Source organism: Amnibacterium sp., assembly GCF_036559085.1.
Taxonomy (GTDB): Bacteria; Actinomycetota; Actinomycetes; order Actinomycetales; family Microbacteriaceae; genus Amnibacterium.
This window is the reverse complement of record NZ_DATBTU010000019.1, coordinates 1-23,934: the sequence shown is the minus strand read 5'-3', so window position 1 is coordinate 23,934 and position 23,934 is coordinate 1. Positions and strand designations below refer to the sequence as shown.

At 70.5% G+C, this 23,934-nt stretch carries 26 protein-coding genes, 1 tRNA gene and 1 pseudogene; 12 read left to right on the top strand and 16 right to left on the bottom strand.

The genetic code is table 11. The annotated features are described in order from the left end of the window. The first annotated feature begins 1 nt into the window (after position 1). From VIG76_RS03135 to VIG76_RS03125, 3 genes are all read left to right on the top strand, one after another. Positions 2–667, top strand: coding sequence for an FMN-binding negative transcriptional regulator (locus VIG76_RS03135; protein WP_331950954.1), 666 nt, complete (start codon positions 2–4; stop codon positions 665–667). Further along, on the top strand, positions 664–1,554 hold the full coding sequence (locus VIG76_RS03130; RefSeq protein WP_331950952.1) for an EamA family transporter: 891 nt from the start codon (positions 664–666) through the stop codon (positions 1,552–1,554). The genes VIG76_RS03135 and VIG76_RS03130 overlap by 4 nt, the downstream gene beginning before the upstream one ends. Before the next feature lie 107 nt (positions 1,555–1,661). Then, positions 1,662–1,880 (top strand): hypothetical protein, encoded by a 219-nt coding sequence (locus VIG76_RS03125; RefSeq protein WP_331950950.1) that lies wholly within the window; start codon positions 1,662–1,664, stop codon positions 1,878–1,880. Between the two features lie 143 nt (positions 1,881–2,023). On the opposite strand, the gene VIG76_RS03120 is transcribed toward VIG76_RS03125, so the two are convergent. From VIG76_RS03120 to VIG76_RS03105, 4 genes are read right to left on the bottom strand one after another with little or no spacing between them, the layout of a single operon-like run. Continuing rightward, positions 2,024–2,788: an ABC transporter permease gene (locus VIG76_RS03120; RefSeq protein WP_331950948.1), complete on the bottom strand. Its 765-nt coding sequence runs from the start codon at positions 2,786–2,788 to the stop codon at positions 2,024–2,026. Beyond that, a complete protein-coding gene (locus VIG76_RS03115; protein WP_331950946.1) occupies positions 2,785–3,579 on the bottom strand; it encodes an ABC transporter ATP-binding protein in 795 nt (264 codons plus the stop codon). Before VIG76_RS03115 ends, VIG76_RS03120 begins: the two co-directional genes overlap by 4 nt. After that, entirely contained in the window at positions 3,576–3,944 is a 369-nt protein-coding gene (locus VIG76_RS03110; protein WP_331950944.1) for a DUF1048 domain-containing protein, read from the bottom strand. The genes VIG76_RS03115 and VIG76_RS03110 overlap by 4 nt, the downstream gene beginning before the upstream one ends. Before the next feature lie 2 nt (positions 3,945–3,946). Further along, a complete protein-coding gene (locus VIG76_RS03105; protein ID WP_331950942.1) occupies positions 3,947–4,297 on the bottom strand; it encodes a PadR family transcriptional regulator in 351 nt (116 codons plus the stop codon). Between the two features lie 220 nt (positions 4,298–4,517). Between VIG76_RS03105 and VIG76_RS03100 the strand changes: the two genes are divergently transcribed. The 4 genes from VIG76_RS03100 to VIG76_RS03085 all read left to right on the top strand — a co-directional run bounded on the left by VIG76_RS03100 (position 4,518) and on the right by VIG76_RS03085 (position 6,966). Then, positions 4,518–4,943 carry a VOC family protein gene (locus VIG76_RS03100; protein ID WP_331950940.1) on the top strand — a complete coding sequence of 142 codons (426 nt, stop codon included), beginning with the start codon at positions 4,518–4,520 and terminating at the stop codon, positions 4,941–4,943. Positions 4,944–5,038: 95 nt separating this feature from the next. Then, a complete protein-coding gene (locus VIG76_RS03095) occupies positions 5,039–5,272 on the top strand; it encodes a DUF4287 domain-containing protein (RefSeq protein WP_331950938.1) in 234 nt (77 codons plus the stop codon). Between the two features lie 228 nt (positions 5,273–5,500). Then, positions 5,501–6,655, top strand: a complete 1,155-nt coding sequence (locus VIG76_RS03090) for a fatty acid desaturase family protein (protein WP_331950936.1) — start codon at positions 5,501–5,503, stop codon at positions 6,653–6,655. Positions 6,656–6,762: 107 nt separating this feature from the next. After that, positions 6,763–6,966 carry a hypothetical protein gene (locus VIG76_RS03085; RefSeq protein ID WP_331950934.1) on the top strand — a complete coding sequence of 68 codons (204 nt, stop codon included), beginning with the start codon at positions 6,763–6,765 and terminating at the stop codon, positions 6,964–6,966. 177 nt (positions 6,967–7,143) lie between these two features. Here VIG76_RS03085 and VIG76_RS03080 read toward each other — a convergent pair whose 3' ends face one another. The 3 genes from VIG76_RS03080 to VIG76_RS03070 all read right to left on the bottom strand — a co-directional run bounded on the left by VIG76_RS03080 (position 7,144) and on the right by VIG76_RS03070 (position 8,905). Next, on the bottom strand, positions 7,144–7,914 hold the full coding sequence (locus tag VIG76_RS03080) for a DUF4386 family protein (protein WP_331950932.1): 771 nt from the start codon (positions 7,912–7,914) through the stop codon (positions 7,144–7,146). After that, entirely contained in the window at positions 7,904–8,386 is a 483-nt protein-coding gene (locus tag VIG76_RS03075; protein WP_331950930.1) for an SRPBCC family protein, read from the bottom strand. The genes VIG76_RS03080 and VIG76_RS03075 overlap by 11 nt, the downstream gene beginning before the upstream one ends. A 288-nt stretch (positions 8,387–8,674) precedes the next feature. Beyond that, positions 8,675–8,905: a hypothetical protein gene (locus VIG76_RS03070; RefSeq protein ID WP_331950928.1), complete on the bottom strand. Its 231-nt coding sequence runs from the start codon at positions 8,903–8,905 to the stop codon at positions 8,675–8,677. Between the two features lie 226 nt (positions 8,906–9,131). Between VIG76_RS03070 and VIG76_RS03065 the strand changes: the two genes are divergently transcribed. Further along, positions 9,132–10,751 carry a glycosyltransferase family 39 protein gene (locus VIG76_RS03065; RefSeq protein ID WP_331950926.1) on the top strand — a complete coding sequence of 540 codons (1,620 nt, stop codon included), beginning with the start codon at positions 9,132–9,134 and terminating at the stop codon, positions 10,749–10,751. Between the two features lie 179 nt (positions 10,752–10,930). On the opposite strand, the gene VIG76_RS03060 is transcribed toward VIG76_RS03065, so the two are convergent. From VIG76_RS03060 to VIG76_RS03030, 7 genes are read right to left on the bottom strand one after another with little or no spacing between them, the layout of a single operon-like run. Beyond that, a complete protein-coding gene (locus VIG76_RS03060; RefSeq protein WP_331950924.1) occupies positions 10,931–12,268 on the bottom strand; it encodes a glycosyltransferase family 87 protein in 1,338 nt (445 codons plus the stop codon). Beyond that, positions 12,261–13,619 carry a polysialyltransferase family glycosyltransferase gene (locus VIG76_RS03055; protein ID WP_331950922.1) on the bottom strand — a complete coding sequence of 453 codons (1,359 nt, stop codon included), beginning with the start codon at positions 13,617–13,619 and terminating at the stop codon, positions 12,261–12,263. The genes VIG76_RS03060 and VIG76_RS03055 overlap by 8 nt, the downstream gene beginning before the upstream one ends. Beyond that, positions 13,616–14,563, bottom strand: coding sequence for a glycosyltransferase family 2 protein (locus tag VIG76_RS03050; RefSeq protein WP_331950920.1), 948 nt, complete (start codon positions 14,561–14,563; stop codon positions 13,616–13,618). Before VIG76_RS03050 ends, VIG76_RS03055 begins: the two co-directional genes overlap by 4 nt. A 25-nt stretch (positions 14,564–14,588) precedes the next feature. Beyond that, positions 14,589–15,464 (bottom strand): N-acetylneuraminate synthase family protein, encoded by an 876-nt coding sequence (locus VIG76_RS03045; protein ID WP_331950918.1) that lies wholly within the window; start codon positions 15,462–15,464, stop codon positions 14,589–14,591. After that, positions 15,461–16,648 carry an acylneuraminate cytidylyltransferase gene (locus VIG76_RS03040; protein ID WP_331950916.1) on the bottom strand — a complete coding sequence of 396 codons (1,188 nt, stop codon included), beginning with the start codon at positions 16,646–16,648 and terminating at the stop codon, positions 15,461–15,463. The genes VIG76_RS03045 and VIG76_RS03040 overlap by 4 nt, the downstream gene beginning before the upstream one ends. After that, complete coding sequence (locus VIG76_RS03035; RefSeq protein WP_331950914.1) at positions 16,645–17,034, bottom strand: hypothetical protein; 390 nt, start codon at positions 17,032–17,034, stop codon at positions 16,645–16,647. The genes VIG76_RS03040 and VIG76_RS03035 overlap by 4 nt, the downstream gene beginning before the upstream one ends. Beyond that, positions 17,031–17,696 (bottom strand): hypothetical protein, encoded by a 666-nt coding sequence (locus VIG76_RS03030; RefSeq protein WP_331950912.1) that lies wholly within the window; start codon positions 17,694–17,696, stop codon positions 17,031–17,033. The genes VIG76_RS03035 and VIG76_RS03030 overlap by 4 nt, the downstream gene beginning before the upstream one ends. On the opposite strand from VIG76_RS03030, the gene VIG76_RS03025 reads away from it, so the two are divergent. The 4 genes and pseudogenes from VIG76_RS03025 to VIG76_RS03010 all read left to right on the top strand — a co-directional run bounded on the left by VIG76_RS03025 (position 17,695) and on the right by VIG76_RS03010 (position 21,008). Further along, positions 17,695–19,752 (top strand): glycosyltransferase, encoded by a 2,058-nt coding sequence (locus tag VIG76_RS03025; protein ID WP_331950910.1) that lies wholly within the window; start codon positions 17,695–17,697, stop codon positions 19,750–19,752. The genes VIG76_RS03030 and VIG76_RS03025 overlap by 2 nt on opposite strands. 132 nt (positions 19,753–19,884) lie before the next feature. Continuing rightward, positions 19,885–19,989 (top strand): annotated as a pseudogene (locus VIG76_RS15230) (tyrosine-type recombinase/integrase); the annotation flags it as partial. Between the two features lie 348 nt (positions 19,990–20,337). Further along, positions 20,338–20,589 (top strand): FitA-like ribbon-helix-helix domain-containing protein, encoded by a 252-nt coding sequence (locus VIG76_RS03015; RefSeq protein ID WP_331950907.1) that lies wholly within the window; start codon positions 20,338–20,340, stop codon positions 20,587–20,589. Further along, a complete protein-coding gene (locus VIG76_RS03010) occupies positions 20,586–21,008 on the top strand; it encodes a type II toxin-antitoxin system VapC family toxin (RefSeq protein WP_331950905.1) in 423 nt (140 codons plus the stop codon). The genes VIG76_RS03015 and VIG76_RS03010 overlap by 4 nt, the downstream gene beginning before the upstream one ends. A 1,010-nt stretch (positions 21,009–22,018) precedes the next feature. On the opposite strand, the gene VIG76_RS03000 is transcribed toward VIG76_RS03010, so the two are convergent. Both VIG76_RS03000 and VIG76_RS02995 read right to left on the bottom strand, forming a co-directional pair. After that, positions 22,019–23,017: an SdrD B-like domain-containing protein gene (locus tag VIG76_RS03000; protein ID WP_331950903.1), complete on the bottom strand. Its 999-nt coding sequence runs from the start codon at positions 23,015–23,017 to the stop codon at positions 22,019–22,021. A 660-nt stretch (positions 23,018–23,677) separates the two neighbouring features. Next, positions 23,678–23,762, bottom strand: a tRNA-Ser gene (locus VIG76_RS02995). Positions 23,763–23,934: the final 172 nt, after the last annotated feature.

Genomic DNA, 23,934 nt, shown 5'->3' with positions numbered 1-23,934 from the left:
CGTGCTCATCCACCCCTGGGACGCCGCCCTCGAGCCCGCCGAGTGGCAGCAGTGGCTGGCCACGACCGATCACTTCGGCCTGCTCGCCGTGAACAACCTCGACGCCGCGCAGGCGCCGTGGGTGCTGCCCAGCCACTTCACCCCGGCCGGCGACGAGCTGCTGATGCACCTCGCCCGCCCGAATCCCGTCTGGCCGCACCTCGAGGCGGCCGTCGAGGTGCGGCTGGCCGTCGTGGGGGACTGGGCGTACGTCCCCACCTACTGGCGCGCGGCCGAGGGGATCCCTGTCGACGAGGGCGTGCCGACGAGCTACTACTCCGCGGTGCAGTTCGTGTGCCGCCCGACGGTCATCGACGACCCCGCGGAGAAGGCCGCCGTGCTGACCGCGCAGCTCGCCGACCTGCAGCCCGAAGGCCGCCATGGGGCCGTCTCGCCGGACGACGGGCCGTATCGGCGGATGCTGTCCGGCATCCGTGCGATCCGGCTGGCGGTGCTGCGCGTCGACGCGAAGTTCAAGTACGACGACGCGAAGCCCGTCGAGCACCGGGAGCGGGTCAGCGCGGCGCTCGAGCAGCGGGACGAGGGGCTCGACGCGGCGGCCGCCGGGCAGCAGCGACGCCGGCTCGCGGCGATCGGGGAGTGGCGCGCTCGCGAGCGCGACGCATGACGACGCTCCGTGCCCGCGGTGCTGCCGTGCCGCCGTGGACGCTGGCGGTCGCGGCGATGCTGGCGGTGCAGCTCGGCTCGGCGCTCTCGGTCGGGGTCATCGCGGCGATCGGCGCCGGCGGGACCGCCTGGCTGCGGCTCGGCATCGGCGGCGTGATCTTCCTGCTCGTCGCCCGCCCGCCGCTCCGCTCGATCGCGCGCCGCGACGTGCTGCCGCTCCTCGGCCTCGGCGTGACGACCGGGCTGCAGACCGTCGCGTTCCTCGGCGCGATCGAGCGCGTCCCGCTCGGCACGGTCGTCGCGATCGAGTTCCTCGGGCCGCTCACCGTCGCGGCGCTGCGCAGCCGCACCCGCCAGGCCCTGATCTGGCCGTTGACGGCGCTCGCCGGGGTCGTGCTGCTGACCGAGCCCTGGGTCGGCGCCGTGGATGCCGGGGGCATCGCCCTCGCCGTGCTCGCCGCCGTCGGATGGGGCGTCTACATCGTCCTGACGCAGCAGGTCGGTGACCGCTTCAGCGGTGTCCGCGCCCTCTCGCTGACCGTGCCCGTGGCGGCGTTGACCGCGGCGGTCGTCGGCATCCCGCAGGCGGTCGGGCACATCACGGTCGCGGTGCTGATCGCATCCGTCGGGCTGGCGCTGCTGCTGCCCGTGCTGCCGTACACCTTCGAGATGCTGGCGCTGCGGCGGATGACGCCGGCGGCGTTCGGCACGTTGATGGCGCTCGAGCCGGCGATCGGGGTCGCACTCGGCATGCTGGTGCTGCATCAGACGCCCACGCCCGTGCAGATCGTGGGCATCGCGCTGGTCGTGATCGCGGGGGCCGCAGCGCAGCGGGGCGGCCGGCGCGAAGGCGGCCTCGAGCAGCTCCAGCCCGAAGCGGGGGGATGACGCCGCTCAGCTCGTGGGCGCCGCTCCGGCAGGAGCGGGGGAGCGGCAGCCCGACAACGGCCGGGCTCGCGCGTAGCGACCTGCGCGGCCGCCGCTAGGTTGAGCGCGTGAACAGCCGCGGTCTTCGTCTCGCCATGATCGTGGTCGGCGCGATCTCCATCATCGTCGGAGCCATCTGGATCTTCCAGGGCCTGAACGTGCTCCCCGGCAGCTTCATGACCGGCAGCCCGACCTGGCTGGGCATCGGCCTGATCCTCGCGCTCTTCGGCTTCGTGCTCGTGGTGCTCGGCATCCGCGGTTCGGCCGGCAGGCGTTCACGTCCCTGAGGAGCGGCCGCCGCATCGTCCGACGCGGAAGAACCAGGAACTCGCGGGGTGGCGTGAACGTGAGTTGCCACTGCTGGCCCTCGAACGGCGCGTTCAAGGGCCAGAAGCGGCAACGCATGGGTCTCGGAGGATCGCCGTGCCGGTCAGCTGACGCGACGGCGGTACTGCCCGATCGCGAGTGCGTAGGCCACCACGAGGATGCCGACGAGCCAGGCGAGCGCCACCCAGATGTCGCTGCCGACGGGCTGCCCGGCGAACAGGGCCCGCATCGTGTTCACGATGGAGGTGACGGGCTGGTGCTCCGCGAACCAGGCCACCGGGCCCGGCATGGACTCCGTGGGCACGAAGGCTGAGCTGATGAAGGGGAGGAAGATCAGCGGGTAGCTGAAGGCGCTGGCGCCGTCCACGGTCTTCGCCGAGAGCCCGGCGATCACCGCGAGCCAGGTCAGGGCGAGGGTGAAGAGCACGAGGATGCCGACGACGGCGAGCCAGGCGCCCACCGAGGCGCCCGTGCGGAACCCCATGATCAGGGCGACGCCGATCACGATCGCGATCGAGGTGAGGTTCGCGACGAGCGACGTGAGCACGTGGGCCCAGAGCACGCTCGGCCGGGCGATCGGCATCGACTGGAAGCGCTCGAAGATGCCGCCCTGCAGGTCGAGGAACAGCCGGTAGGCGGTGTACGCGATGCCGGATGCGATCGTGATCAGCAGGATCCCGGGCAGCATGTAGTCGATGTACGAGCCGCTGACGCCGGTATGGATGGCGCCGCCGAGCACGTAGACGAACAGCAGCATCAGCGCGACCGGAGTGACCGCTGTGGTGATGATCGTGTCGGGGCTGCGGAGGATGTGGCGCAGCGAGCGGCCGGTGAGGACGCCGGTGTCGCCGAGCGCGTGGGTGGTCATGACGGGTCCTTCCGGTCGGTCGCGGCGCCGGCGGCGTCGACGCGCGAGGTGAGCGCGAGGAAGACCTCCTCGAGCGTGGGCTGCTTCTCGACGTACTCGACGGTCGCGGCCGGCAGCAGCCGCTTCAGCTCGGCGAGGGTGCCCTGCTGGATGATCCGGCCCTCGTGCAGGATCGCGATGCGGTCGGCGAGCTGCTCCGCCTCGTCGAGGTACTGGGTCGTCAGCAGCACGGTCGTGCCGCGGCCGGCGAGCTGCTTCACCGTCTGCCACACCTCGATCCGCCCCTCCGGGTCGAGGCCGGTGGTGGGCTCGTCGAGGAAGACGATCGGCGGGTCGCCGATGAGGCTCATCGCGATGTCGAGGCGGCGCCGCATCCCGCCCGAGTAGGTGCCCGCGCGCCGGCCGCCGGCCTCGGTGAGCGCGAACCTGGCGAGGAGGTCGTCCGCGATCCGGCCGGGGTCCGGCACGTGGCGCAGCCTCGCGACGAGCACGAGGTTCTCCCGGCCGGTGAGCACCTCGTCGACGGCGGCGAACTGCCCGGTGAGGCTGATGGATTCGCGCACGTCGCCCGGTTGCGTCGTGACGTCGGCGCCGTTCACCGTGGCCGTGCCGCCGTCCGGCTTCAGGAGGGTCGACAGGATCCGGATGAGCGTCGTCTTGCCGGCGCCGTTCGAGCCGAGCAGGGCGACGATGCTGCCCGCCTGGATCTCGAGGTCGACGCCGCGCAGCACGGGGACGGCCTTGAAGGACTTCTCGATGCCGCTCGTGCGGATCGCGACGGTGGCGCTCATCGCGGCGCCATCCCTTCCGCGTCGTCGATCGCCTTGACGAGGCGGGCGCGCTCCTTGTCGATCCACTGCTTGCCCAGGTAGGCGCGGGCGAACGACTCGGCGAACTCCACCGGGTCGTCGCCGACGATGTCGCGGACCGGCGTGCCGTCGGCTGCGGCGCGCTCCCACAGGTCGGCCAGGTCGCCGAACATCGTGATGAGGGTGTCCCCGTCGACGATGCCGCCGGAGTACATGAGGTAGCGGTGCAGGGCCTTCGCCGCGGCGCCGTAGGGGTCGGGCAGGGCGTCGATGCGCGCCTTGTCCTGCTTGTACTGCTTCTTCTGCTCGAGCGACCCGGTGAGGGTCTCGATCCACTTCGATGCCATGGTCAGCCTTCTTCTGTCTGCGGGTCTCGGTCGTGCTGGTGGAGCTGCTGGATGCGGTCGGCGAGGAAGGTCCACGACCGCCAGAACTCGTCGAGGTACTCGGCGCCCTGCGCGTTGATCGCGTAGACCTTCCTGGGCGGCCCCTTCTCGGACGGCACCTTCGTCACGTCGACGAAGCCGCGCTGCTCGAGCCGGATGAGGAGGGCGTAGACGGTGCCCTCGACGATGTCGGCGAAGCCCTCGTCACGGAGCCGGGCGGTGATCTCGTAGCCGTACGCGGGCCGCCCCGCCAGGAGTGCGAGCACGATCCCCTCGAGCGTGCCCTTCAGCATCTCGGTCATGAGCTTCGCCATGGCGCTCCTTCCCCTACTCGGTGTCACTGAGTACTGGTAGATAGTGACACCGAATAGCCGCAGGCGCAAGCATGAGCTCGAGACGAGGTCTCCGGTTGGGGCGTCGATCCGACTCGGGGGAGTCCGGCTGCTTCGAGGCACCGGGCCGCTCCGCTCCGACTTGCTCGGCGCGGCCGCCGAGCCCACTACCGCTCCGCCCCACGAGGCGGGACGATCGCTCATGATCCGCAACCGCTCGGCTCCTCCGTTCAGCGTGACGCCGGTGCTCAGCTATCCGGATGTCCTCGCCGCCGCGGCGTGGCTCGAGCTCGCCTTCGGCTTCGTCGAGCACGTCCGGATCGGCGACCACCGGGTGCAGATGGGCGTCGGAGACGGCGCGATCGTCCTCACCGACGCCACGAACGGCCGCACCGCTCCCGAGGCCGAGTCCAGCCACTCGGTCATGGTCCGCGTGAGTGACATCGACGCCCATCACCGCCGGACGATGGCGGCGGGCGCCCGGGTTCTCTCGAACCCTGCCGATCACCCCTACGGCGAGCGGCAGTACTCGGCGATGGACCTGGCCGGTCACCACTGGACGTTCACCGAGTCGATCGCGGACGTCGCGCCGGAGGAGTGGGGCGGAACGACCGTCACGCCGTGGTAGCGACCCACGGGAGAGGAGATGCACATGACTGTGCTGACGGGTCGCGACCTGGACGACGAGACCCTCTCCGGCCTCGAGCGGAGCAGAATCCCGCCGTGACGTTCCAGGCCTACCTCGACAACATCCACGCGAAGACCGGGATGTGGCCTGACGACTTCCTGCAAGCGGCGCGGGCCAAGGACCTCATCCGACCCGATGTGAAGGTGGGGCAGCTCGTCGACTGGCTGAAGACGGATTACGGGCTCGGCCATGGCCACGCCATGGCGATCGTGCAGGCCTTCCGGATCAGTAGCGACGTGGCGCCCGCTCCGAAGCGGGCCGGCGGATGAGCGTCGACGACGACCCGGCGTCTGAGATGTGGACCGGCTGAGACACCGGAGACGTATCGCGCGCCCGGAGGCGCATCGCAGCCCTACGCAGACGTGACCGGGCGGCCGTCGCCGTCACCGGGTACTTGCTGGGGGGAGGCGGGGTGCCGTGGCCCGGGCTTGCTACCCTTCGTGAGCGGCCCGAGTCCCCGGCCGCGATTCCGATCGGATGGACTCGGGGGCTCAGCGGTGGCACGGCAGCTCGTCTCGACGCCCGGAGCGTCTTCGCCCGGCGCCTCGTCGTCCGTCCGGACCACGAGGCCGAGGCCTCCCGGCAGCAGCGCCGCTTCCCGTGCGAGCGACTACACCGAGCTCGCGGTGCGGGTGAAGTCGGCCGGTCTGCTGGACCGGCGGCTCGGCTGGTACGTGATGCGGCTGACCGCCCTGCTGGCGATGTTCGCGGTCGCGCTGGTGCTCGTGTTCGCGCTCGGGCGGACCTGGTGGCAGCTGCTCGTCGCCGCGCTCTTCGGCGTGCTGTTCACCCAGACCGCATTCCTCGCTCACGACAGCGCCCACCGGCAGATCTTCACCTCGGGGCGGCGCAACGAGGTGTTCTCGCGGATCATCGGGAACCTGGGTGTGGGCCTCAGCTACGGGTGGTGGATGACCAAGCACTCGCGGCACCACGCGAATCCGAACACGGTCGGGAAGGACGGCGACATCCGCCCGGGCGCGCTCGTGTTCACCCCGGAGGACGCCGCGCGACGGACCGGCGTGGCGGCATGGCTGACGGCGCGCCAGGGCTGGTTCTTCTTCCCGCTGCTGCTGCTCGCGGGGGTGGATCTGCACCGCAACGCGGCGCTCGCGATCCTCCGGAGAGAGGTGAAGGACCCGCTGCTGGAGGGGGTGCTGATCGCCGTCCGGCTCGTGGGCTTCACCGCGCTGGTCCTCGTGGCCCTCGGCCCCGTCCTGGGCGGCGCCTTCATCGGCGTCCAGGTCGCCGTGTTCGGCTTCACGATGGGGGCGACGTTCGCGCCCAACCACAAGGGCATGCGGTTGATCGCGCCCCACGAGCGGATCGACTACCTGCGCAGGCAGGTGCTGACCTCGCGGAACATCACGGGCGGCTGGTTCATCCGCACGGGGATGGGCGGCCTGAACTACCAGATCGAGCACCACCTCTTCCCGAGCATGCCCAGCGTCAACCTCCGCCGGGTGCGGCCCATCGTGCGGGCCTACTGCGCCGAGCTCGGGGTTCCCTACACCGAGACGTCGCTGCTGCGGTCCTGGATGATCGTCGTGCGGTACCTGCATCGGGTGGGTATCCGGCATGCCGACCCGTTCGACTGCCCGGCGGCCGCCGCGTTCCGCACGGCGGGCGGGAGCCCGGGCGCAGGGGTCTGAGGCGCGATGCCCCGACTCGTGTGACGGCAGCGGATCCCCCGACCTGGATGCGTGGCGTCGTCCTCCTCGTGCCGACCGTTCAGGTGGTCCGTCCTACCGTTCCCACCATGAGTGATGAAGCGATCGCCGGTCCGCTGCACGTGACCGTCGAGGCGGACGTCCGTGTGGCCGACCCCCGCCGGCTGGGCGGAGGCGCGCCGGCGGAGCTGGCGGGAGTGCTTGCCGGGCTCATCCGGCGGCATGCGTGGGAGGCCGGGCTCGAGATCGTGGATCCCGAGTCCGTCCGGGTGATCGTCCGCCCGATCTCCTGAGGCAGGTCCTCGCGCTCCCGGCCGGAACGCATCGGACGTCGCACGAGCGGCAGGGAGACCGGGGTTCGACGGGCGGCTCAGCGTCGAGCGCCGGACCCCGGTGTGCTCGTCGGCCCGTCCCTGGTCGAGATGACCGCTGCGGAGCTGGCCCTGCTGGCGTGGCGTGCGCAGGAGGGACTACCGACGAGACGACCGAGGTACTTCCGGCTCCGCGTCCGCAACAGGCTCGCGGTTCTGCTCGCCGACGGTCATCCGCGCAACCTGAAGCAGGTGCGGGACGAGCAGGATCAGCCATGCGGCGGTGGGAAGCAGGGACACCATCGCGACGATCAATCCGACGGGGCCGGCGTTCGCGGGCACGAGCATCGTCAGTCCGGTGAGAAGGCCCACCAGGCCGGGGAGCCGGCCGAAGATGTGGTGGCGGACCATCACGGCCGAGAAGAGCAGGGTGCTGACCGCTCCGAGGATGTAGCTCGTGGCGAAGGTGCCGCCGTTGTAGACCGTGAGCATCGTCATGCCCGCTGCCAGCAGTGCCGCCTTCTGGGCGGTGGAGGTCGCCGCCGCGTACTGGTCGCTCAGCATCCACATGGAGAAGGTGGCTTCGCGTGAGACGACGAAGAGCACCAGGCTGAACAGACCGGTCACCAGAGCCAGCAGTGCCCAGGCGGGCGCGACGCGGCGGACCACCACGTACAGCGCCAGGTAGAACGGGATCATGACGAGGTAGTCGAGGGTCAGCAGGAGATCGAGGTCGAGGAGCCCCTTCACCGGGTTCTCCTGGAACAGCGCGAAGAAGCCCTGGGCCGTGCTGGGTGGTGGGCTGAGGATGAAGACGGCCGCCTGCAGCGGGATCATCACCACCACGAACACCGCTGCCGCGGCGCCCAACCGGAGCAGTCCTCCCCATCCGGCCCCGACGGGCGGGATCCCGGTCGGTTCAGCGGACATTCCTTCGACTCCCGCCGAACGTCCCGTCGGTGGATGCCGGTGTGGGCTGGACCTCGAGCTTGCGCTTCAGGCCGGCCCAGATGCGGCGCTCCTGGCGCCGACCAAGGGGTCCCACCAAAGGGCTGAGCGCTCGGAACCAGCCCTTGGGGCGCACCTGCCAGTCCCAGGCCATCAGCGTGGCGCCGGCCTCGGGGGTGAAGGTCACGGTCCCGGAGGTCTCCATCATCGAGCTCGTGGTGACCGAGGCCAGCCGGTGCGGCCGGTCGAACTCGGTGAGCTCCACCACCATGTCCATCCGGCCCCTCCCCATCCGAGCGCGGAACTCGGAGCCGAGCCGGACGGGCTCGGGGGTCAGCAGCTCGGCCTCGGTCATGGCGGGGTTGAAGGAGGGCTCGTTCCGTGAATCCGCGACGGTGTCGAAGACCTGCTCCAGGGGAGCGGCGATCCGGACGCTTCCTCTCACGCGAGCCATCGGGTCAGGCTCACGCATCGGGGTGGGACGCGCGCGGGCCAAAAGGCCCGAAGGATCGCAGGCGGCGGCCGAGCGCCGTGAACTGCCTATCGGGCACGTCGGGCCCGCGAGTTCGACCTCGAGCTCGGCCAGGACGAGGCGAGCACGCGCCCATCGACCTCGGCAGAGATCTCGAAGCGCGATGCCGGCGACCGGGAGCTTCCGGGCGGATCATCAGCGACATGTCGCGATCTGACGCCTGCGACGTTGTAGCGAGGCGAAGCAAGTGCCCCGACGGATCCCTTGAGGTCAGTCGATCCCGAGATCCAGCCGGAGCCCGTCCTCGTCAAGAGCGTCGCCCGGCGCAGGAGGCTTGAAACGTGCGGAGCGTGCGACGGGCTTCATCTCGGGGGCATCTCGGTCGATTCCGGACTCCTCGTCCGTCCGGTCGAGTTCAGTTCGGTCGTCGGCCGGCAGCACACCGGCGGCGGGCTCAGCGCCAGGATCCGGTACGGGCAGGAACGGGTCAGCGGTCGACACCACTCGATCGTGCGGCACCAGGATGACCGACGGGTGAACCCTGACCCTCGCCACGGCGCCGGCACAGGCGCGGTCACAGGGCCTGGTTGGCCGCCCCATACCGGGCCTCGGGCATCCGCGCACTGGCAGGTCTGCCCCCGCATGTTCACCTGACCGCAGCACGCCCGCTCACGCGGGAGCGGCGCCCGGCCGTGCCTCGTTCACCCCGTGCTGTTACTCAGGATCGATGATCCCCGTTGATGGCGTCGCCGTGCCTGCGCAGCGACGCGCGCTGGTCACCAGCGCGGTCGCGGCGCGATTCGCGCCCCTGCTGGTCGGTCTCGCCGGGACGCTCGTCACCGGCTGGCACGTCGGCGTTCCCGCCCTGTGGCGCGACGAGGCGGCATCCGTTGGTGCGGCCCTCCGCACATGGCAGGCGCTCGGCGCGATGGTCGGGCACGTCGACGCTGTGCACGCGGTGTACTACGCCTTCCTGCACCTCTGGTTCGCCGCCGTGGGCTACACGCCGATGACGCTCCGGGCGCCGTCCGTGCTCGCCGCGGGCGGCACCGCGGCGCTCGTCACGGTGCTGGGTACTCGCCTCGCAGGGACACGTGCCGGCATCGCGGGGGGCGCGGTCGCCGCGTTTCTCCCCTCGCTCGTCTGGGCCGGCGGCGAGGGCCGGTCCTTCGCAATGAGCGCATTGCTCGCTACGACCGCGACGCTCGCGCTCCTCCACGCGCTCGGACAGCACCACAGCCGTGCCGCCGCGATGGCCAGTTGGGCCGGTCATGCCGCGCTGCTCGCGCTCGCTTCGGCGCTGTTCCTCGACAACCTGCTGCTCGCCGCCGCACACGCCGTGACCGCGTTGCTGCTTGGTCGCGGAGCGAACCGGTTCGCTGGTCTCGCTTCGGCCGCTGCCGTGACCATCGCCGTGCTGCCACTGATCCGGCTCGCCGCCGGGCAGAAAGGACAGGTGGGCTGGATCGCCGCCGACGCCCCGGCGTCGCCATGGCATCAGATAGCCGTCGAGCAGTGGTTCCGGTCCGACCTTGTGGCGGCGACGGTCCTCGTCCTGCTGGTCGGAAGCGGGATGCTCGCCGCAGTGCGCCACCGCGTCCCCGCCCGCGCGCTGGCCGTCGTGATCCCGTGGGCGGTCGTCCCTCCGGTCGCGCTGCTCGCCGCCGGGCTCGTCACCGCGCCTCTCTACTGGCCGCGCTACGTCACGTTCACCGCTCCGGCGGTCGCGCTGCTCGCCGGCATCGCCGCAGCCTCATTACCCCGGCTGCTCGGTGTCGCCGCCGTGCTCACCATCGCCGCCACCGCGGTTCCGCAGATCGTCGCCGATCGTCAGCCGCGTGCGAAGGCGCACTCCGAGATGGCGCTCGTCGCCTCGCTTGTGTCAGCGGAGAGGCGGACGTCCGACGGTCCGTCGGGGATGGTCTTCGGACAGTACGGGGGGATCCGCGGCGCCACCACCCGGATCGAGGCGATCGCCTATCCGGCCGACTTCCGCGGCCTCGCCGATCTCACCGCAGCGGTGCCGCTGACCGACAGCAGGGCCCTGTTCGGCTCCGACATCGGCACGACGGCCGCGGTGCCCCGGATGCGGTCACTCCGGACGGTGTGGTTCCTGCTCGACACCGGTTCGACCCCGAAGACCGTGGTCCCGGCCGCAGCTATGAAGGCGGCCGGCCTCACGCAGACCGGCACGTTCCGCACCAACGGCTACGTGCTGCTGCGCTTCAGTCGAGTCCGTGACGACGGGCAGGGGCGGCTGTCCACGCTTGGTGGTCACCCGGCCGCCGCCTCCCTGCCGCCAGCCCGATCAACCACCCATCCGACTCGCGCTGCGGCCGGACGTTGACCAGTGCGTTGCGGCCCGCGTGGTCGGCCTGGTCGAGCGTGGCTCGCGCGGCATCCGCGCGCGGGGCTTCTCGGAAGCTCGGGCTGCGCGGCGCCGTCCGCGAGCTGTCGAAGCTGGAAGAGCGATCAGCCCGATCAGGGCCGCGAGATCCGCAGCGTCGGATGCGATCTGCCGGAACATCACACGCTTTCCCCGCTCGGTGGCGAGAACCCCGTCGTTGCACCCCTTGTCGGCTGCGACAAGTCCGGCGAGGGGGTCTTGGTCGATTTGCCCCGTGGCGGCCTGCTCCGTCGCCCGGCGACGTAGGAGAACCACCTCTGCTGGGCTTGCGTTCGTCGGAGTAGGAGGAGTTGGAGGAGCGCCCAGGCGAGGAGCGCGAGCTCGAGCAGGTCTCGAAGATCGAGCACCGCAAGGAGTGCGGGATCCGCTCTCAGTACGAGCGGGTAGGCGGTCGGATAGATCACCTGCGTCAGCAGAGCGGTGGCGGGCACGGCGACCGCCGGGAACCACCACTGCCGACCCATGGTGATGAGGCCGAGCACGACGGGTGCGACGTACCAGGTGATGTATTGGGGTGAGCCGACCTTGTTCAGGGCGATGACCGCTGAGAGCAGGCTCATGGCGGTGAGGGCGAGAACGTGGTCGGAGGGGGCACCGCGTAGGCCTCCTCGAACGGCGAGGCCGAGGATGATGAGTACCCCAGCGGCGAGGATCGGTGTGGCGATGATCGCGGCGATGTGGGTTCCCGATGCGGCGACCTGCTCGGTGAGCAGCGTCTTGTCGAAGTAGATGCGCGCGCCGTGCTGCCCGGTCGCGACGCTCCACAGGAAGGGCGCGGCGGCTGGGGCTTCGATCTGCAGGCCGCGGGAGGACTGGGTGCCGATGAACGAGAACAGCGTGCCGCCGCTCGCGCCGAGCGCGACGGCCGATCCGATCACGACTGTGCAGGTGCCTGCGGCCGCTCCGAGGACGGCGAGCCGGCGCCGCCCGGCGACAAGGAGGGCGATGACCAGCAGGGCGGGCCAGACCTTGATCCAGGCGCCGAGCGTGAACAGTACGGCGGCGAGTGCCGGCCGGCTTCGGATGAGCAGGACGCCCCCGACGGTGAACGGGAGGACGACCTCATCGATGCGGGCATGCGTGACCGGCCCGAGCAGCAGCACGACGAGCAGGAACCACCAGCCGAGAGCGAGGTCCCGTCTGGCGAGCAGCACGACGACGACCGCGTCGCTGGCAGTGGTGATCGCTACCCACACCACGAGATAGGCAGCGCTTCCGAACACGCCGGCGAGCAGGATCGGCGGCGACGCCAGCACGGGATACACCCACGGATGTGTGATGCCGAGAAGATCCCCCGTCACGAAGCAGTGCGCAGCCCAGCCGCTGTAGGTGCGGACATCACCCAGCCCGTGGAGCTGGAGGGCCCGCCATCCCACCACCGCCTGCACGACGAAGAACGCGACCCCTAACGCGTACCGGTTTCCGATCAGCCGGCGCAGCGGCGCGTCGTCAGGCATCAACGAGACGGCGGAGACCACGCTGCAGGGCGAGCTGCCGAGCCCGAAGACCCACGAGCAGTCCCAGCGCGTGACGGAAGGCGCTCCCGTCCACGACCATCGGCACGCCGCCCGGGAGAAGCAACGTCAGCAGCCGTCGTCGCGGCACGAAGGCGTGCACGATGTGCCGGCGGTCAAGCAGGTGCTGCACGGCGTCGTCCCGGTAGGCGTGCCGCGCGCGCCATTGCATGCAGTACGCGATGGTGGCCACGATGCGCTGTAGGGCGGGGACGCCGAGTCCGGGCGGAGGGACGAGGTCGAACCCTCGGTCGACGGCGAGCTTCGGCACGGTGAGATCGATCAGCAGGAGTGGGATGCGGTTGCTGTCCTCGAAGCGGGGGAGGGACGCCAGGACCTCGCGGGTGCCCGTGCATGCGACCGGGATGTTCCAGTACCGGGCGGCTGTGACGATGCCTGTCGAGAAGCAACCGAGGACCAGCGCGGGCCGCCGGCGTTCGTAGAGCACCTCGGCGGGGAGCGGATCCGTCTCGACCTCGAACCCGATGCCGCGCCTCTCGGCGTGGCGCCGGAGCGCCTCCGTGTACGACGGTGGGGCGCTCGGATGCGGCTTGTAGAGGACGAGTCCGATCTTGCAGGCGGCGGCGGCGTCGATGCAGCGTCGGTAGAGGTCGGCCTCCTCCTCGGCGGAGGAGAGGCCGAGGTCGGCGAGGTACTGCCCGAGTACCAGTGCGTACGGCTCGACGATCGTCTGCGGCGACCCGGAGAGCTCCGCGACGACTGCCCGGAACGCTGTCGGATCGATGACCTCGGCCTGGACCCCGTACTCGCTGAGCAGGATCGGTTCGAGCCCTTCGACCAGGTCGAGATGGAGCAGGCGCTGCAGCCGGGCCCAGGCTTGATGGGGGAGTGGGTCGCGGGTCGGCCCGTAGCTCATCAAGCCCTCGGCATAGACGGTGACGGGGGACTCGGCGAACACGTTGAGGATGGTCCGGGCCGGTGGTGTCTGGATCGACTCGAGGACGAGCTCGATCAGATGGTCGTCGGGGATGCCGAGCTCACGGCGGAACGCTCGCTCGAAGAGCGGGAGCTCGTCCGGTGGGGGCCGGAACCCCTTCGGATGGAGGGGGAAGATCAGGTCGTTGAACGAGGCCACCGAGTCGAACCGGGACAGCAGCGGAGCGATGGCGAGGTCGTCCTCCAGGCGCCCGGCGACCTCGGGAACCGCCGAGTTCGACGAGGTGAGCAGGATCCGCCGTTCGGCCGGAGGGAAGGCCCCCGAGTCCAGCGCCGCGGCGAGCACCATCAGCTGGTACGACGCCGACGCCTCGAAGATCTGCGTGACCGGGCTCATGCGAGGGTCGAGAGGACACGGGCGCGGGCCGGATCCATCGACCGGATCGACTCGGCCACGAGGTCGGGCGGCAGCGCGCCGATGGTCTGACGTGCGCGGCGCCGGAAGGTGCGGTGCACGCCGCGGTGCAGGCGTGCGCGGCTCGTCTCGTGGTGCGCGATGAGCCCGAGGTAGGAGCGCACGAACTTCGCCTCGAAACGTTCGAAGTGCTCGCTCGCCGTCAACTCCTCGCCGATCGCGTCGAAGGAGTCGAAGAAGTGGAGCTGGCGCTCGTCGCCGATGGTGGTCAAGGAGCCGGCGACGTCACGCCGGTAGAAGTACCCCAGCAGCCCGACGACCGCGTAGCTCCTCGCCCAGAGATGCAGGCGCCAGGCCATCAGCCGGTCCTCGGCCGTCTTCAGCCTCGGGTCGACCGTCAGCAGTCCCTCGTCGCGGAGTCGGACGTCGTACACGGCGGACCAGGCGTACGGGTAGTCGACCATCGTCGTCCGCTCCGGCTGCGTCCCGATCCCGTCGTGCGGGTCCAGGCGACGGCCGCGGCGGGTCTCCGGCGCCCGGTGGGTGCTCCTCCTCGTCCCGGAGGTCTGCACGTGGTCGACACGGACGAAGTCCACGCCCAGCTCCTCGATCGAATCCGCGAGGCGCGGGAGGTACCCCGGCGTGTACCAGTCGTCGGCGTCGAGGTACGTGACGTACCGGCCCTTCGCCGCCGCGGTGCCGACGTTCCTGGCACCGGCGAGACCCAGTGCGGAGGGGTTGGTGATCACTACCGTCCGCCCGAGGCCAGGATCGAATCGGTTCAGGATCTCGGCCGTGTCGTCCCTGGAGCCGTCGTCCACAAGGATCCATTCGATGTCGCCCGCGGCGTTCGCGCGCATCGCCGCCGTCGTCGCAGGGAGGAACCGGGCGGCGTCGTGGCACGGCACGACCACGGACAGGCGCACCGCAGTGTCGCCTCTCAGCGAGCCGTCAGCCATCGACACGGCGCAGCTTCGACAGCGGAGCGAGCTCGCCGGGGAAGACCCGCTTGACGCCGTCGCCGCGGGCGGTACCGATGATCCGGATGTCGCGGACGAGGCTCATCAGGCCGTGCGGCTCGAGTGAAGCGGCGTGGTCGCTGCCCCACATGGCGCGATCGAGCGTGATGTGCCGCTCGACGGCGACGGCGCCCATGGCGACCGCTGCGATCGAGATCTGCAGCCCCGGCTCGTGACCGGAGTACCCGACGGGCACGTCGTAGCGCTCCTTCAAGGTGTCGATCATGAGGAGGTTCGCCTCCTGAGGCGGCAGCGGATAGGTCGACGTCGCGTGCAGCATCAGCAGGCGGTCGGTGCCGAGGATCTCCACCGCCGCGTCGATCTGCTCGAGCGTCGACATGCCGGTCGACAGGATCACCGGCTTGCCGGTGGCGGCGAGCCGCCGCAGCAGCCCCTTGTCGGTGACCGACGCGGAGGCGACCTTGTGGGCGATGACGTGCATCAGCTCGAGGAAGTCCACCGCGGGCTCGTCCCATGGGGAGGCGAACCAGTCCAGCCCACGGCTGTCGGCGTAGGCGGCGATCTCCGCGTACTGCTCCTGCTCGAACTCGACCCGGTAGCGGTACTCGAGATACGTCATGGTGCCCCACGGCGTCTCACGAGGGACCTCCTTCATGTGCTCCGGGGTCGAGATGGCGGGGGTGCGCTTCTGGAACTTCACCGCCTGCACGCCGGCCACCGCGGCGACGTCGATCAGCTTCTTCGCGATCTCGACATCACCGTTGTGGTTGAGGCCGATCTCGCCGATCACGTAGACGGGCTCGCCGTCTCCGACGGTGTGCCGCCCGATCTGAACCGTGTTCGTCATGCCTTCGTGCTCCTTTCTTCGTGTGCGGACAGGACGAGCTCCGCCACTTCTCGGACGGCCCCGTGGCCGCCGGGTCTGGTGAGGACGAGCCGTGCCGCTGCGCGCACCGCCGCGTGCGCATCCGCGACCGCGATCGGCCAGCCCACGATCCCGAGCGCCGGGAGGTCGTTGACGTCGTTGCCGACGTACGCCACCCTCGCCAGGTCGATGCCCGCTTCGGCGCACCACCGCTCGACGGCGGCGGCCTTGTCCTCGACGCCGTGCAGCACCGGGATCCGGAGCTTCGCCGCCCGTGCGGCGACGACGCCGTCGCGCTCCTTCGAGACGATGAGCACGGGGATGCCTGCCGCCAGCAGCCGCTCGACGCCCATGCCGTCCGAGCGGCTCACTCGCACGGATTCGACCCCGTCGGTGGTGACGCCCGCCGTGTCGTCGGTGTGCACCCCGTCGAAGTCGGTGATCAGGGCGTCGACGTCGACGCCCTCGACCGTCGGATCGAGGAGCGGCGCGAGCCTCCGGGCCAGCTCGAGCTGCTCGATCGCATCGATCTCGAGCGCGCGGGACTCGCTCACCGGCTCGAGCACGGTCCGGCCGAAGAAGCGGTGTCGGTGCTGCCGGAACAGGTCCGTGCGCAGCACGTAGAAGGCGCCGGTCTCCTGGTAGTGAGGCTCCCGGTCCTGCCGGCGCGGCCGGTAGGCGGCGTCATGGTTCACCGCGGCCGCGGCGCCGTGCCCATCGACCCGCCACAGGAACGCGTACGTCTCGAACGCCGCGAGCACGCTGTCGGCGGCGCCGCTGAGCACACGGTCGGCCGCGCGGCGGAGGGCGGCCGGCTCGAGGAAGGGCGACGTCGCCTGCAGGAACGCGACGGCGCGCGGCACGACTCCCTCGGACTCGATCACATCGAGTGCGTGGAGCAGCGCGGCTTCGGAGGACGCGGTGTCGCCTGCGAGCTCGGCGGGGCGCTCGATGATCCTCGCCCCTGCCGCGGTGGCGGCCGCACCGATCGCGGCGTCGTCGGTCGAGACGCGCACGTCCTCGATGCCGGCGGCCAGCGCGGCAGCCACCGCTCTGGCCACGAGCGGGACGCCACCGATCCGTGCGATGTTCTTGCCGGGGACGCCTTTCGAGCCTCCCCGAGCCGGGATCAGGGCGACGATCTCGGGTGCGCGCAGCGCGTTCATCCGTTCTCCGTCCCGTCACGCGACGTTCCCCGACGCGTCGTCCGGGTCACCGCGTCGCGCGCGTGTCGGAGGCCGGCACGGGCCTCGAGCGCCGTGATCCGGTGCTCGTAGAAGGCGACCGCGGCGAGCCGCACGGCCTCGACGGACGGTGCGGGCCGGGCCTCGCCGGGAACGGCTTCGGTGAGTGCGGCGACGTGAGCGGCGATCAGGGCGTGATCGCGTTCGAGCTCCGCGACCCGGTTGCGTAGCGCCCGCACCTCGTCGGCCAGGGCGGCGGCCCCACGGATGCCGAGCACGCCGGCCTCCACGGCACGGGTGATGCGCGGACGCCGCTTGCGGAGAACGTTCCAGCGCCCCCGCGCCCATCGCTCGGCATCCCCGGTCACGGGGCCACCTCGAGCCAGCCGTCGTCGCGCCACGAGGTGAGCAGTGCGCCCTCGCGTGCCGGTCGGTGCTCCGGGGTGAGCGTCATCGCGGGTCCCCAGTGGTGTGCGAGCGGCGCGGCATCCCGTGGATCGCGATCCAGCAGGCTGGTGCCGGTGAGCAGGATCCGTGCATGCGGGAACAGTCGGTGCGCGAGGTGAACGGCGAGTGTCCCCGTCGTGGGCCAGGAAGGGCTCCGGCGGCCGTAGCCGAGCAGGGCGCGTAACCGGTCGGTGAACTCCCGATTGCCGATCGGGACGAGCTCGAGATCCCGCGGCCACCACGGCGGCACGGTCTCGGGCTCCCAGTGATCCCGGCCGGGCTCGGCGAGCAGGTAGAGCCGTCCCCGGTAGCCGGCGAAGGTCGCCGGACCCGCCACCAGGCCTCGATGGAGCACCACAACGTCGGTCCTCCGGCCGACGGCCGGAACGTCGTCGTCGACCGCGAAGGTGGTCATCCGCACCACGAGATCGCTGCTGTCGATCCGCTCCGCGCGGTCGGCGGAGGTTGCCAGGGGAGCGTTGCCGACCACCGCGACACGGCCCGGCTCACGGCCGTCCGTCCGGGCGAGCAGCAGGGCGCGCAGCATCCCGGTCTGGTCCGAGAACGGCGAGGCGGCGGTCATGGCGCGGATCGTAGGGGGCGCCGATGGCCTGCTGGCATCCGGGCCGGAACCGAGGGCAGCGAGGGGTACGGCTTCGTCAACGGATGTTCACCTGCTGGTCGCGGCGGATGCGCCGACCGGACCGGATCCGGCACACCGGGCGCCTTTAGCGTCGAAGGCGATGGATCTCGATCGTTCGCTCACGACCTCTCCGCCGGTGCCTCGCACCGGGCTGTGGCAGCGCGTCCACGACGTCGTCGGCCCGCTCGCGGATCGCCGCGTACCGCCATCGCTGTACCTGACTGGCGGCCTGCCCGGCGCCGTGCGCGCGACTCGTTCCGGCCGGCGACACGATCTCGTCGTGCCGGCCGGCAGCACCGCCGACCTCGGCAGCTACTTCAACGCCTTCCCTGCCGCCTACTGGGCGGCAGGGGCCGGGTCGGCGCGGGTCCGACTCGGGATCGAGGTGGACGGCGCCGCCGTGCTCACCGTGCGCCGCACGGTCGACGGAGTCCCGTCGGTCGTCGACTCGCTGCTGCTCGAGGCCGGTGAGCCAGGTGTGGTCGATGTGCCGATCGCGGCGTGCTCACCGGGAGGGATGGTCTGGTTCGACCTGCAGGCGGGCTCGCAGCAGGTACGGATCGTCGATGCGGCCTGGTATGTGGCGGAGCAGCCGAAGCGCGCTCCCGGACTCGTCGTCGGCATGCCGACCATGGGTCGCTCGGACGCCGTCGCGCTCAACGTGCGGCGCATCGCCGCCGCGCGCGCCCTCGTGGATGTGCTGCGTCGCGTCCTCGTCGTCGATCAGGGACCGATGCCGCTCGACGCGACCGGCGCGTGTGCCGCGCTTCCGGCCCTGCTCCGGGTGTTCCGTCAGCCCAACGTCGGAGGTTCTGGCGGCTACTCCCGAGTGATGCATGAGGCTGCAGCCGAACTGGACGCGGGCTTCGTCACCCTGCTCGACGACGACATCGAGCTGGAACCGGCGTCCCTCCTCCGCGCCTACGAGTTCGGCCTGCGGACCACGGCGAGCTCGATCGTCGGGCTCCAGATGTTCGACACCACCGCACCGTCGGTGCTCGAGGTCGGCGCCGAGCGCGTGGAGCGGCGCAGCTTCTGGTGGCACGCCACCGACGCGGCGCTGCCCCGATCGGACCTCGGTGCCGTCCGGGCCGTGGATCAGCCGGGGCTGCGTCACCGGAGCGAGGCCGATTTCGCGGGCTGGTGGGCCTGCCAGATCCCCGTTGAGACCGTCCGGCGAATTGGCTACGCGATGCCGTTCTTCCTCAAGTGGGACGACGCGGACTACGGTCTCCGCGCCGCCGCGGCGGGCATCCCGACGGTCAGCCTGCCGGGGGCCGCGGTGTGGCACGAGACCTGGCGCACCAAGGACGACTTCCGATCGTGGCCGGCGTTCTTCCACGCCCGCAACCGGGTGATCACCGCGTTGCTGCACGGCGACCGGGGCACCCGGACCGGCGTGCTCGGGGCGAGCTTCGCGCTCGACCTCAAGCAGGCGCTCGCGATGCAGCACTACGCGGTTCGCTGTCGCCACGACGGGCTGCTCGCTGTGCTCGCCGGCCCCGCCGCGCTCGGGCCCGCCCTCACGAGCGCGCTTCCCGAGCTGCTCGCCCTCGCTGCAGACGCCCCCGAGCAGCGCCGCCATCGTCCCGACGAGCTGCCGGCGGTGCCGTACGCCCCGATCACGGGCCTCACGCCGGTCGCGGCTCCCCGCGGTCCCGCCCTCGCGGTGTGGGCCGCGATCGCGACGGCACGGCACCTGCTGGTGCCCCCCGTCGTGGACGGTGGGCCCGACACGCGGCTCTCGCCCGAGCGCGGCACGTGGTGGGTGGTCCCGCACCACGACAGCGTGCTCGTGCCGACGGGTGACCGGGCCGCGTACTACTGGCATCGCCGCGACCGGCGTCGGTTCGCGACGGCACTTGGCGCGAGCATCCGCATCCACGTCCGGCTGTGGCTCCGGTGGGGTCGGCTCGCCCGCGACTACCGCCGCGCCGCGCCTTCACTGGTCTCGGCAGCCGCGTGGCTGCCGCATTTCGGCGAGGGCTCCGACTGAGGTTCGAAGCGCCCCCGCCGTCGCGCGACGCTCTTGCGGGTGTCACCCGACGAGGAGAGGTCACGCATCCGCGCCTCGGGTAGGGGAGCGGAGGCCGGGGATATCCGGTCGGTGGCACGTGCGGTCCCGCATGCGGTGCAGCGGATGCTCGGCCACGCCTCCGCCGCGATGACGCTCGACACCGACGCGGACCTCTTCGACGATGACCTGGACGCCGTTTCAGCACGCCTCGAGGACGTCAGGGCCACAAACTTGTGGGGGATTCTGCGTCGGGCAGCGACGAAGACCCCCGGAAGCAAGCGGATCTCAGGGGTCGAAGGTAGCGGAGGGTGGGGGATTCGAACCCGAAGAGGCCCCTTGGAATACTGCCTTGACCAGGCAAAAAGCCCGAAGACATGCGGATCTTGGACTGCCTCGGATGACTCGGGCGCACGCGGTTTCTCTGCGGTTGTGGAGTTTCTGTGGGGGCTGAGCGGGCTGAAGGGTCGCCAGTGATGCGGCCTTCGCGCAGGACGCTTCCGGCTCGCTCGCCTGATGGTCAAGACTGCATGCGTTTTGCTAGCATCGGCGCGGAAGGGGAGAAACGTGACTGTTTTGACTGTTCGCAATCTGGATGACGAGACCCGCGCCGGCCTCAAGGAGCTGGGTGTCGAGCACGGCCGCTCGATGGAGGCGGAAGCGCGCGCCATCCTCGCCCACGCTGTTCGCGCCCGTCAGAAGCCGTCGGGCGGGACGGGACTGGGCAGCCGGATCCACGAGCTGTTCGCTGACCTCGACTGGCCAGGCGTCGAACGGCACGAGCAGCGTGCTCGAGCGGCTTCGTTCGAGCAGTCGTGATCGTCCTCGACACCAACGTGGTGTCGGAAGTGATGCGGCCCGTGCCCGACCCCGCCGTCCTCGAGTGGATGAACGCCCAGCAGGCCGGTGAGCTGTACCTGACCTCGATGACGACCGCGGAGCTGCTCTACGGCGTCGCTCGCCTGCCCTCAGGGAGACGGCGTGAGGACCTTGCGGAGAAGGTCGGGCGGCTCGTCGACGAGCTGTTCGAGGGGCGGATCCTTCCATTCGACTCCGCCGCCTCGATCGACTCCGCGCGCATCGCGAGTGCCAGGGAGCGCGCCGGCAACCCGATCGGCTCGGCCGACGCGGTCATCGCTGCGACGGCTTCATCTGCAGGTGCCGATCTCCTCGCGACTCGGAACGTGAGCGACTTCTCCGGCACCGGGCTGTCCGTGGTCAACCCGTGGAGTGCCTGAGGGGCACGGTCCTCACGTGCAAGCATCCATCGACGAAGCGGGGAGAAGGTCGAACCCCGTCCGTCTGTTTCAAGGAAGTGCCTCTCCCTGACGGACGTCGAAGGCCCGGACGAGCTGCCGCCCCTCGAGTGCCGGGTGTCCGGGGACATTTCTCTCTCACTCACGCCGGACGGGGGGATGTGCGGCGGTATCAGCGAAGCGGGAAGATCCCGATGGGCGTTCCACCCAAGCGCCTCACCTTCGCAGCTGCCAGCACGCGTTCGGGGCCGGATAGACGAACCGGCGGTAGGAGGCTCGCGGCTTCTTCCACGGCTCGACCCGCGCGACGCCGGCGTCACGGAAGATCCGCGACAGCGCCGCCGTCCACGGAACCGGCTCCAGGCGGACGGACCGCATCTTCTCGTGAACGCTGATCGGCCCGTCATCCAGACCCGAGGCCTGCGAGGCCGCCCGGACCCGCAGCGCTTGCCGTTTGATCTCGTCGGCGAGGCGGTCCGACTCAGGTCACGACCGGAGGGGCAGCGGCTACCTCGACGTGATCAACGGGGCAACCGGAGTGCTCCCGTCGAAGTACACCTACACGAGCGGCGGCTATCCGGTAGTCGACCTCTCGATCTCGACGGTTGAGCTGCACCGCCGATCGGCCAGCACTACGACCTACGCAACCACAGGTTGGCTGCCGCATGGCGCTCAGGCTGTGAACGGCGCGACGCACAAGGTGTACTCAGCGGATCAGTCGAACGTCTACATCACGACCCGCACCGGGTGAGGGTTGCGCTGGGCACGCGCAGACGCGTCAGCTACGAGTTGGCCGATCCATTCGAGACGGCCGGGCCGGCGGTAGTCGCGCATACGCGCAGGCCAGAGGTCCGGCCGCTCCGACACGTCCACCCCGTCCGCGTGGACGGTGAGCAGGGGTGGCCGCATCCCGGCGTCGATGCACGCCTGGCAGACCGTGAGGGTCTCCCGAAGCTGGTGGGCGTGTACGACTCACGCCGGTCCACTGCCAGTCAGGAGAGCACGTTGAAGCGGTCGCTGTCGTTGTCGTCTCCGGTGAGGTCGAGGAACGAGTGGGTGTTGGAGATGTGCTGGCACTGCTGGGGGAGGGCTGGGGCGGTGCAGAATGCGGAGTCGGTGTCTAAGGAGCCGTTCTGCTCAGCGGTGATGCCGGCGTGGCCGACGATCTGCGTACCGGGGGTGCCGTGGGCGAGTAGATCGGTGGACAGGACCGCGACTATTCCGGCCGGTGGGACGGTTCCGAGGATGGTGAAGGTGATGGTCGTGTAGTTGTCGGCCGTCGCGGCTTGGCCGGGCGGCCTGGGGCCCTTGGCCGGAGTGACTTTCACATCTGACAGGCCGGTTACCTGGGGTGAGGAGCCGCTGCGCAGGATCCGCAGGGTCTTGTGTTCTTCCCCCCAGGGGAGCTGCATGACGCCTTTGATGCCAGAGACAGAGGTCAGGCCGGAGTTGGCGATGTAGAGGGTTTGTGCCACGGTTTGGCCGATGTGGCAGCTGACCCCGTTCGCCGTGGTGTTGCAGCCCTGGGCCTCGTCATCGGTGAAACGTGCGGTGAGATCGACGGGGTGCGCCTTGGTGAGGTCGGGCGGGTAGCCGGTGTAGCGCGTGGAGTGGATGGTGATCACGTGCTGGCCGGCGTCGGGGATGAGACCAACGTCGAACTGGTGGGCTGCCTTGCCCGTGACGGGTGGCGAGTAGATCCATTCGGGGCCAGCGCGGACGTTGTCACCCGGGCCGCCGGAGGGGCAGGTCAGCCCGGGGCACTGGGTTCGGAACCACCCAGTGCGGAAGAGGACACGGAACGCGTACTTGTGCCGCGGGGTCAGTGTGTAGTGCCCCTGCGAATCGGTGCACGTTGATGCGCTCTTCTCCGTCGCGGGGGTCTCGGAGTCTGCGCTGCTGGACAGGTACACCGGGATGCCGGCCAGTCCCGGCTCGCCCGGGTCCTGGCGGCCGTTTTGGTTCTTGTCGTAATACACGGTGCCGGTCACGGGCCGACCGGTGGCGGTCGTGGCGGAATTCGTAGGGCATGACGCGGCCACCAGTGCAACCCCGCTGGTGGGGACAGCCACCGGGGACTGCTCCACGCTGCCGGATGGCGTGCCCGTCGGTGCGGGCGTGGCGGGGGCCGCGCAGCCACTCAACACAAGGAGCAGCAAGGAAGTCGCGCTCACGACAATGGACGACTTCGTCGCGTTCCGCGCCTTTGAGGGGGTCTTTCGGTACGTCACGGGGCCTTCTGCCGACCGTAGAAACGTTCCTGACCTGCCCGTCGAGATGTGGACGGGTCCGACTTTCTGGTTGAACCGCGGGCCCGCTGCGTCGTAGGTGATGCCTTTGCCGAGGCGGACGCGGAAACGCATGACGGAGAACCTAGTCCGATGCCGAGACGCTCCGCAGGGTGACACCATCTCCTGCCCGGTCGCCCGCAACGGTCGGACTGAGACCGACAGCCTGTTGCTCGGGCTAGCGAGCCAGATCGCCCTCACCGAGAACGACGACGCTGGGCTCGAAGCCGTGGGAGTGGCTGACGTCGACGAGGTCCTGCGGGACCTGAAGGCGCGCGCGGACTGCATCACCCTTCGCGCGGCGGAATCCTCACCGAGCCCGAAGAGGGCCCTTCGAACACCGACCCGATCGGGCAAAGGGAGCGGAGGATGGGGGATTCGAACCCCCGAGGGCTTTCACCCAACACGCTTTCCAAGCGTGCGCCATAGGCCACTAGGCGAATCCTCCGGTGCCCCGCGCAAGCAGGGCCAGAGCATCATACCGGCCGCGGGACGCCGACACCCACCCCCGGCGGGTCGCCCGCCCGCCGCGTCGCCTCGTACACTGGACGCCGGCTCCCCGCGTGGCGCCATCCAGGCCAACTCCCCCAGGGCGGAAACGCAGCAAGGGCAACCGGGCT

Bases quoted from the DNA above. Each gene is read 5' to 3' on its own strand.
- VIG76_RS03065 (WP_331950926.1), top strand. From the start codon at position 9,132: ATGATCCCCGTTGATGGCGTCGCCGTGCCTGCGCAGCGACGCGCGCTG.
- VIG76_RS03045 (WP_331950918.1), bottom strand. From the start codon at position 15,464: ATGACGAACACGGTTCAGATCGGGCGGCACACCGTCGGAGACGGCGAG.
- VIG76_RS03060 (WP_331950924.1), bottom strand. From the start codon at position 12,268: ATGCCTGACGACGCGCCGCTGCGCCGGCTGATCGGAAACCGGTACGCG.
- VIG76_RS03110 (WP_331950944.1), bottom strand. From the start codon at position 3,944: ATGGCATCGAAGTGGATCGAGACCCTCACCGGGTCGCTCGAGCAGAAG.
- VIG76_RS03120 (WP_331950948.1), bottom strand. From the start codon at position 2,788: ATGACCACCCACGCGCTCGGCGACACCGGCGTCCTCACCGGCCGCTCG.
- VIG76_RS03105 (WP_331950942.1), bottom strand. From the start codon at position 4,297: ATGGCGAAGCTCATGACCGAGATGCTGAAGGGCACGCTCGAGGGGATC.
- VIG76_RS03115 (WP_331950946.1), bottom strand. From the start codon at position 3,579: ATGAGCGCCACCGTCGCGATCCGCACGAGCGGCATCGAGAAGTCCTTC.
- VIG76_RS03025 (WP_331950910.1), top strand. From the start codon at position 17,695: ATGGCGCGGATCGTAGGGGGCGCCGATGGCCTGCTGGCATCCGGGCCG.
- VIG76_RS03040 (WP_331950916.1), bottom strand. From the start codon at position 16,648: ATGAACGCGCTGCGCGCACCCGAGATCGTCGCCCTGATCCCGGCTCGG.
- VIG76_RS03080 (WP_331950932.1), bottom strand. From the start codon at position 7,914: ATGTCCGCTGAACCGACCGGGATCCCGCCCGTCGGGGCCGGATGGGGA.
- VIG76_RS03130 (WP_331950952.1), top strand. From the start codon at position 664: ATGACGACGCTCCGTGCCCGCGGTGCTGCCGTGCCGCCGTGGACGCTG.
- VIG76_RS03030 (WP_331950912.1), bottom strand. From the start codon at position 17,696: ATGACCGCCGCCTCGCCGTTCTCGGACCAGACCGGGATGCTGCGCGCC.
- VIG76_RS03100 (WP_331950940.1), top strand. From the start codon at position 4,518: ATGATCCGCAACCGCTCGGCTCCTCCGTTCAGCGTGACGCCGGTGCTC.
- VIG76_RS03085 (WP_331950934.1), top strand. From the start codon at position 6,763: ATGAGTGATGAAGCGATCGCCGGTCCGCTGCACGTGACCGTCGAGGCG.
- VIG76_RS03075 (WP_331950930.1), bottom strand. From the start codon at position 8,386: ATGGCTCGCGTGAGAGGAAGCGTCCGGATCGCCGCTCCCCTGGAGCAG.
- VIG76_RS03055 (WP_331950922.1), bottom strand. From the start codon at position 13,619: ATGAGCCCGGTCACGCAGATCTTCGAGGCGTCGGCGTCGTACCAGCTG.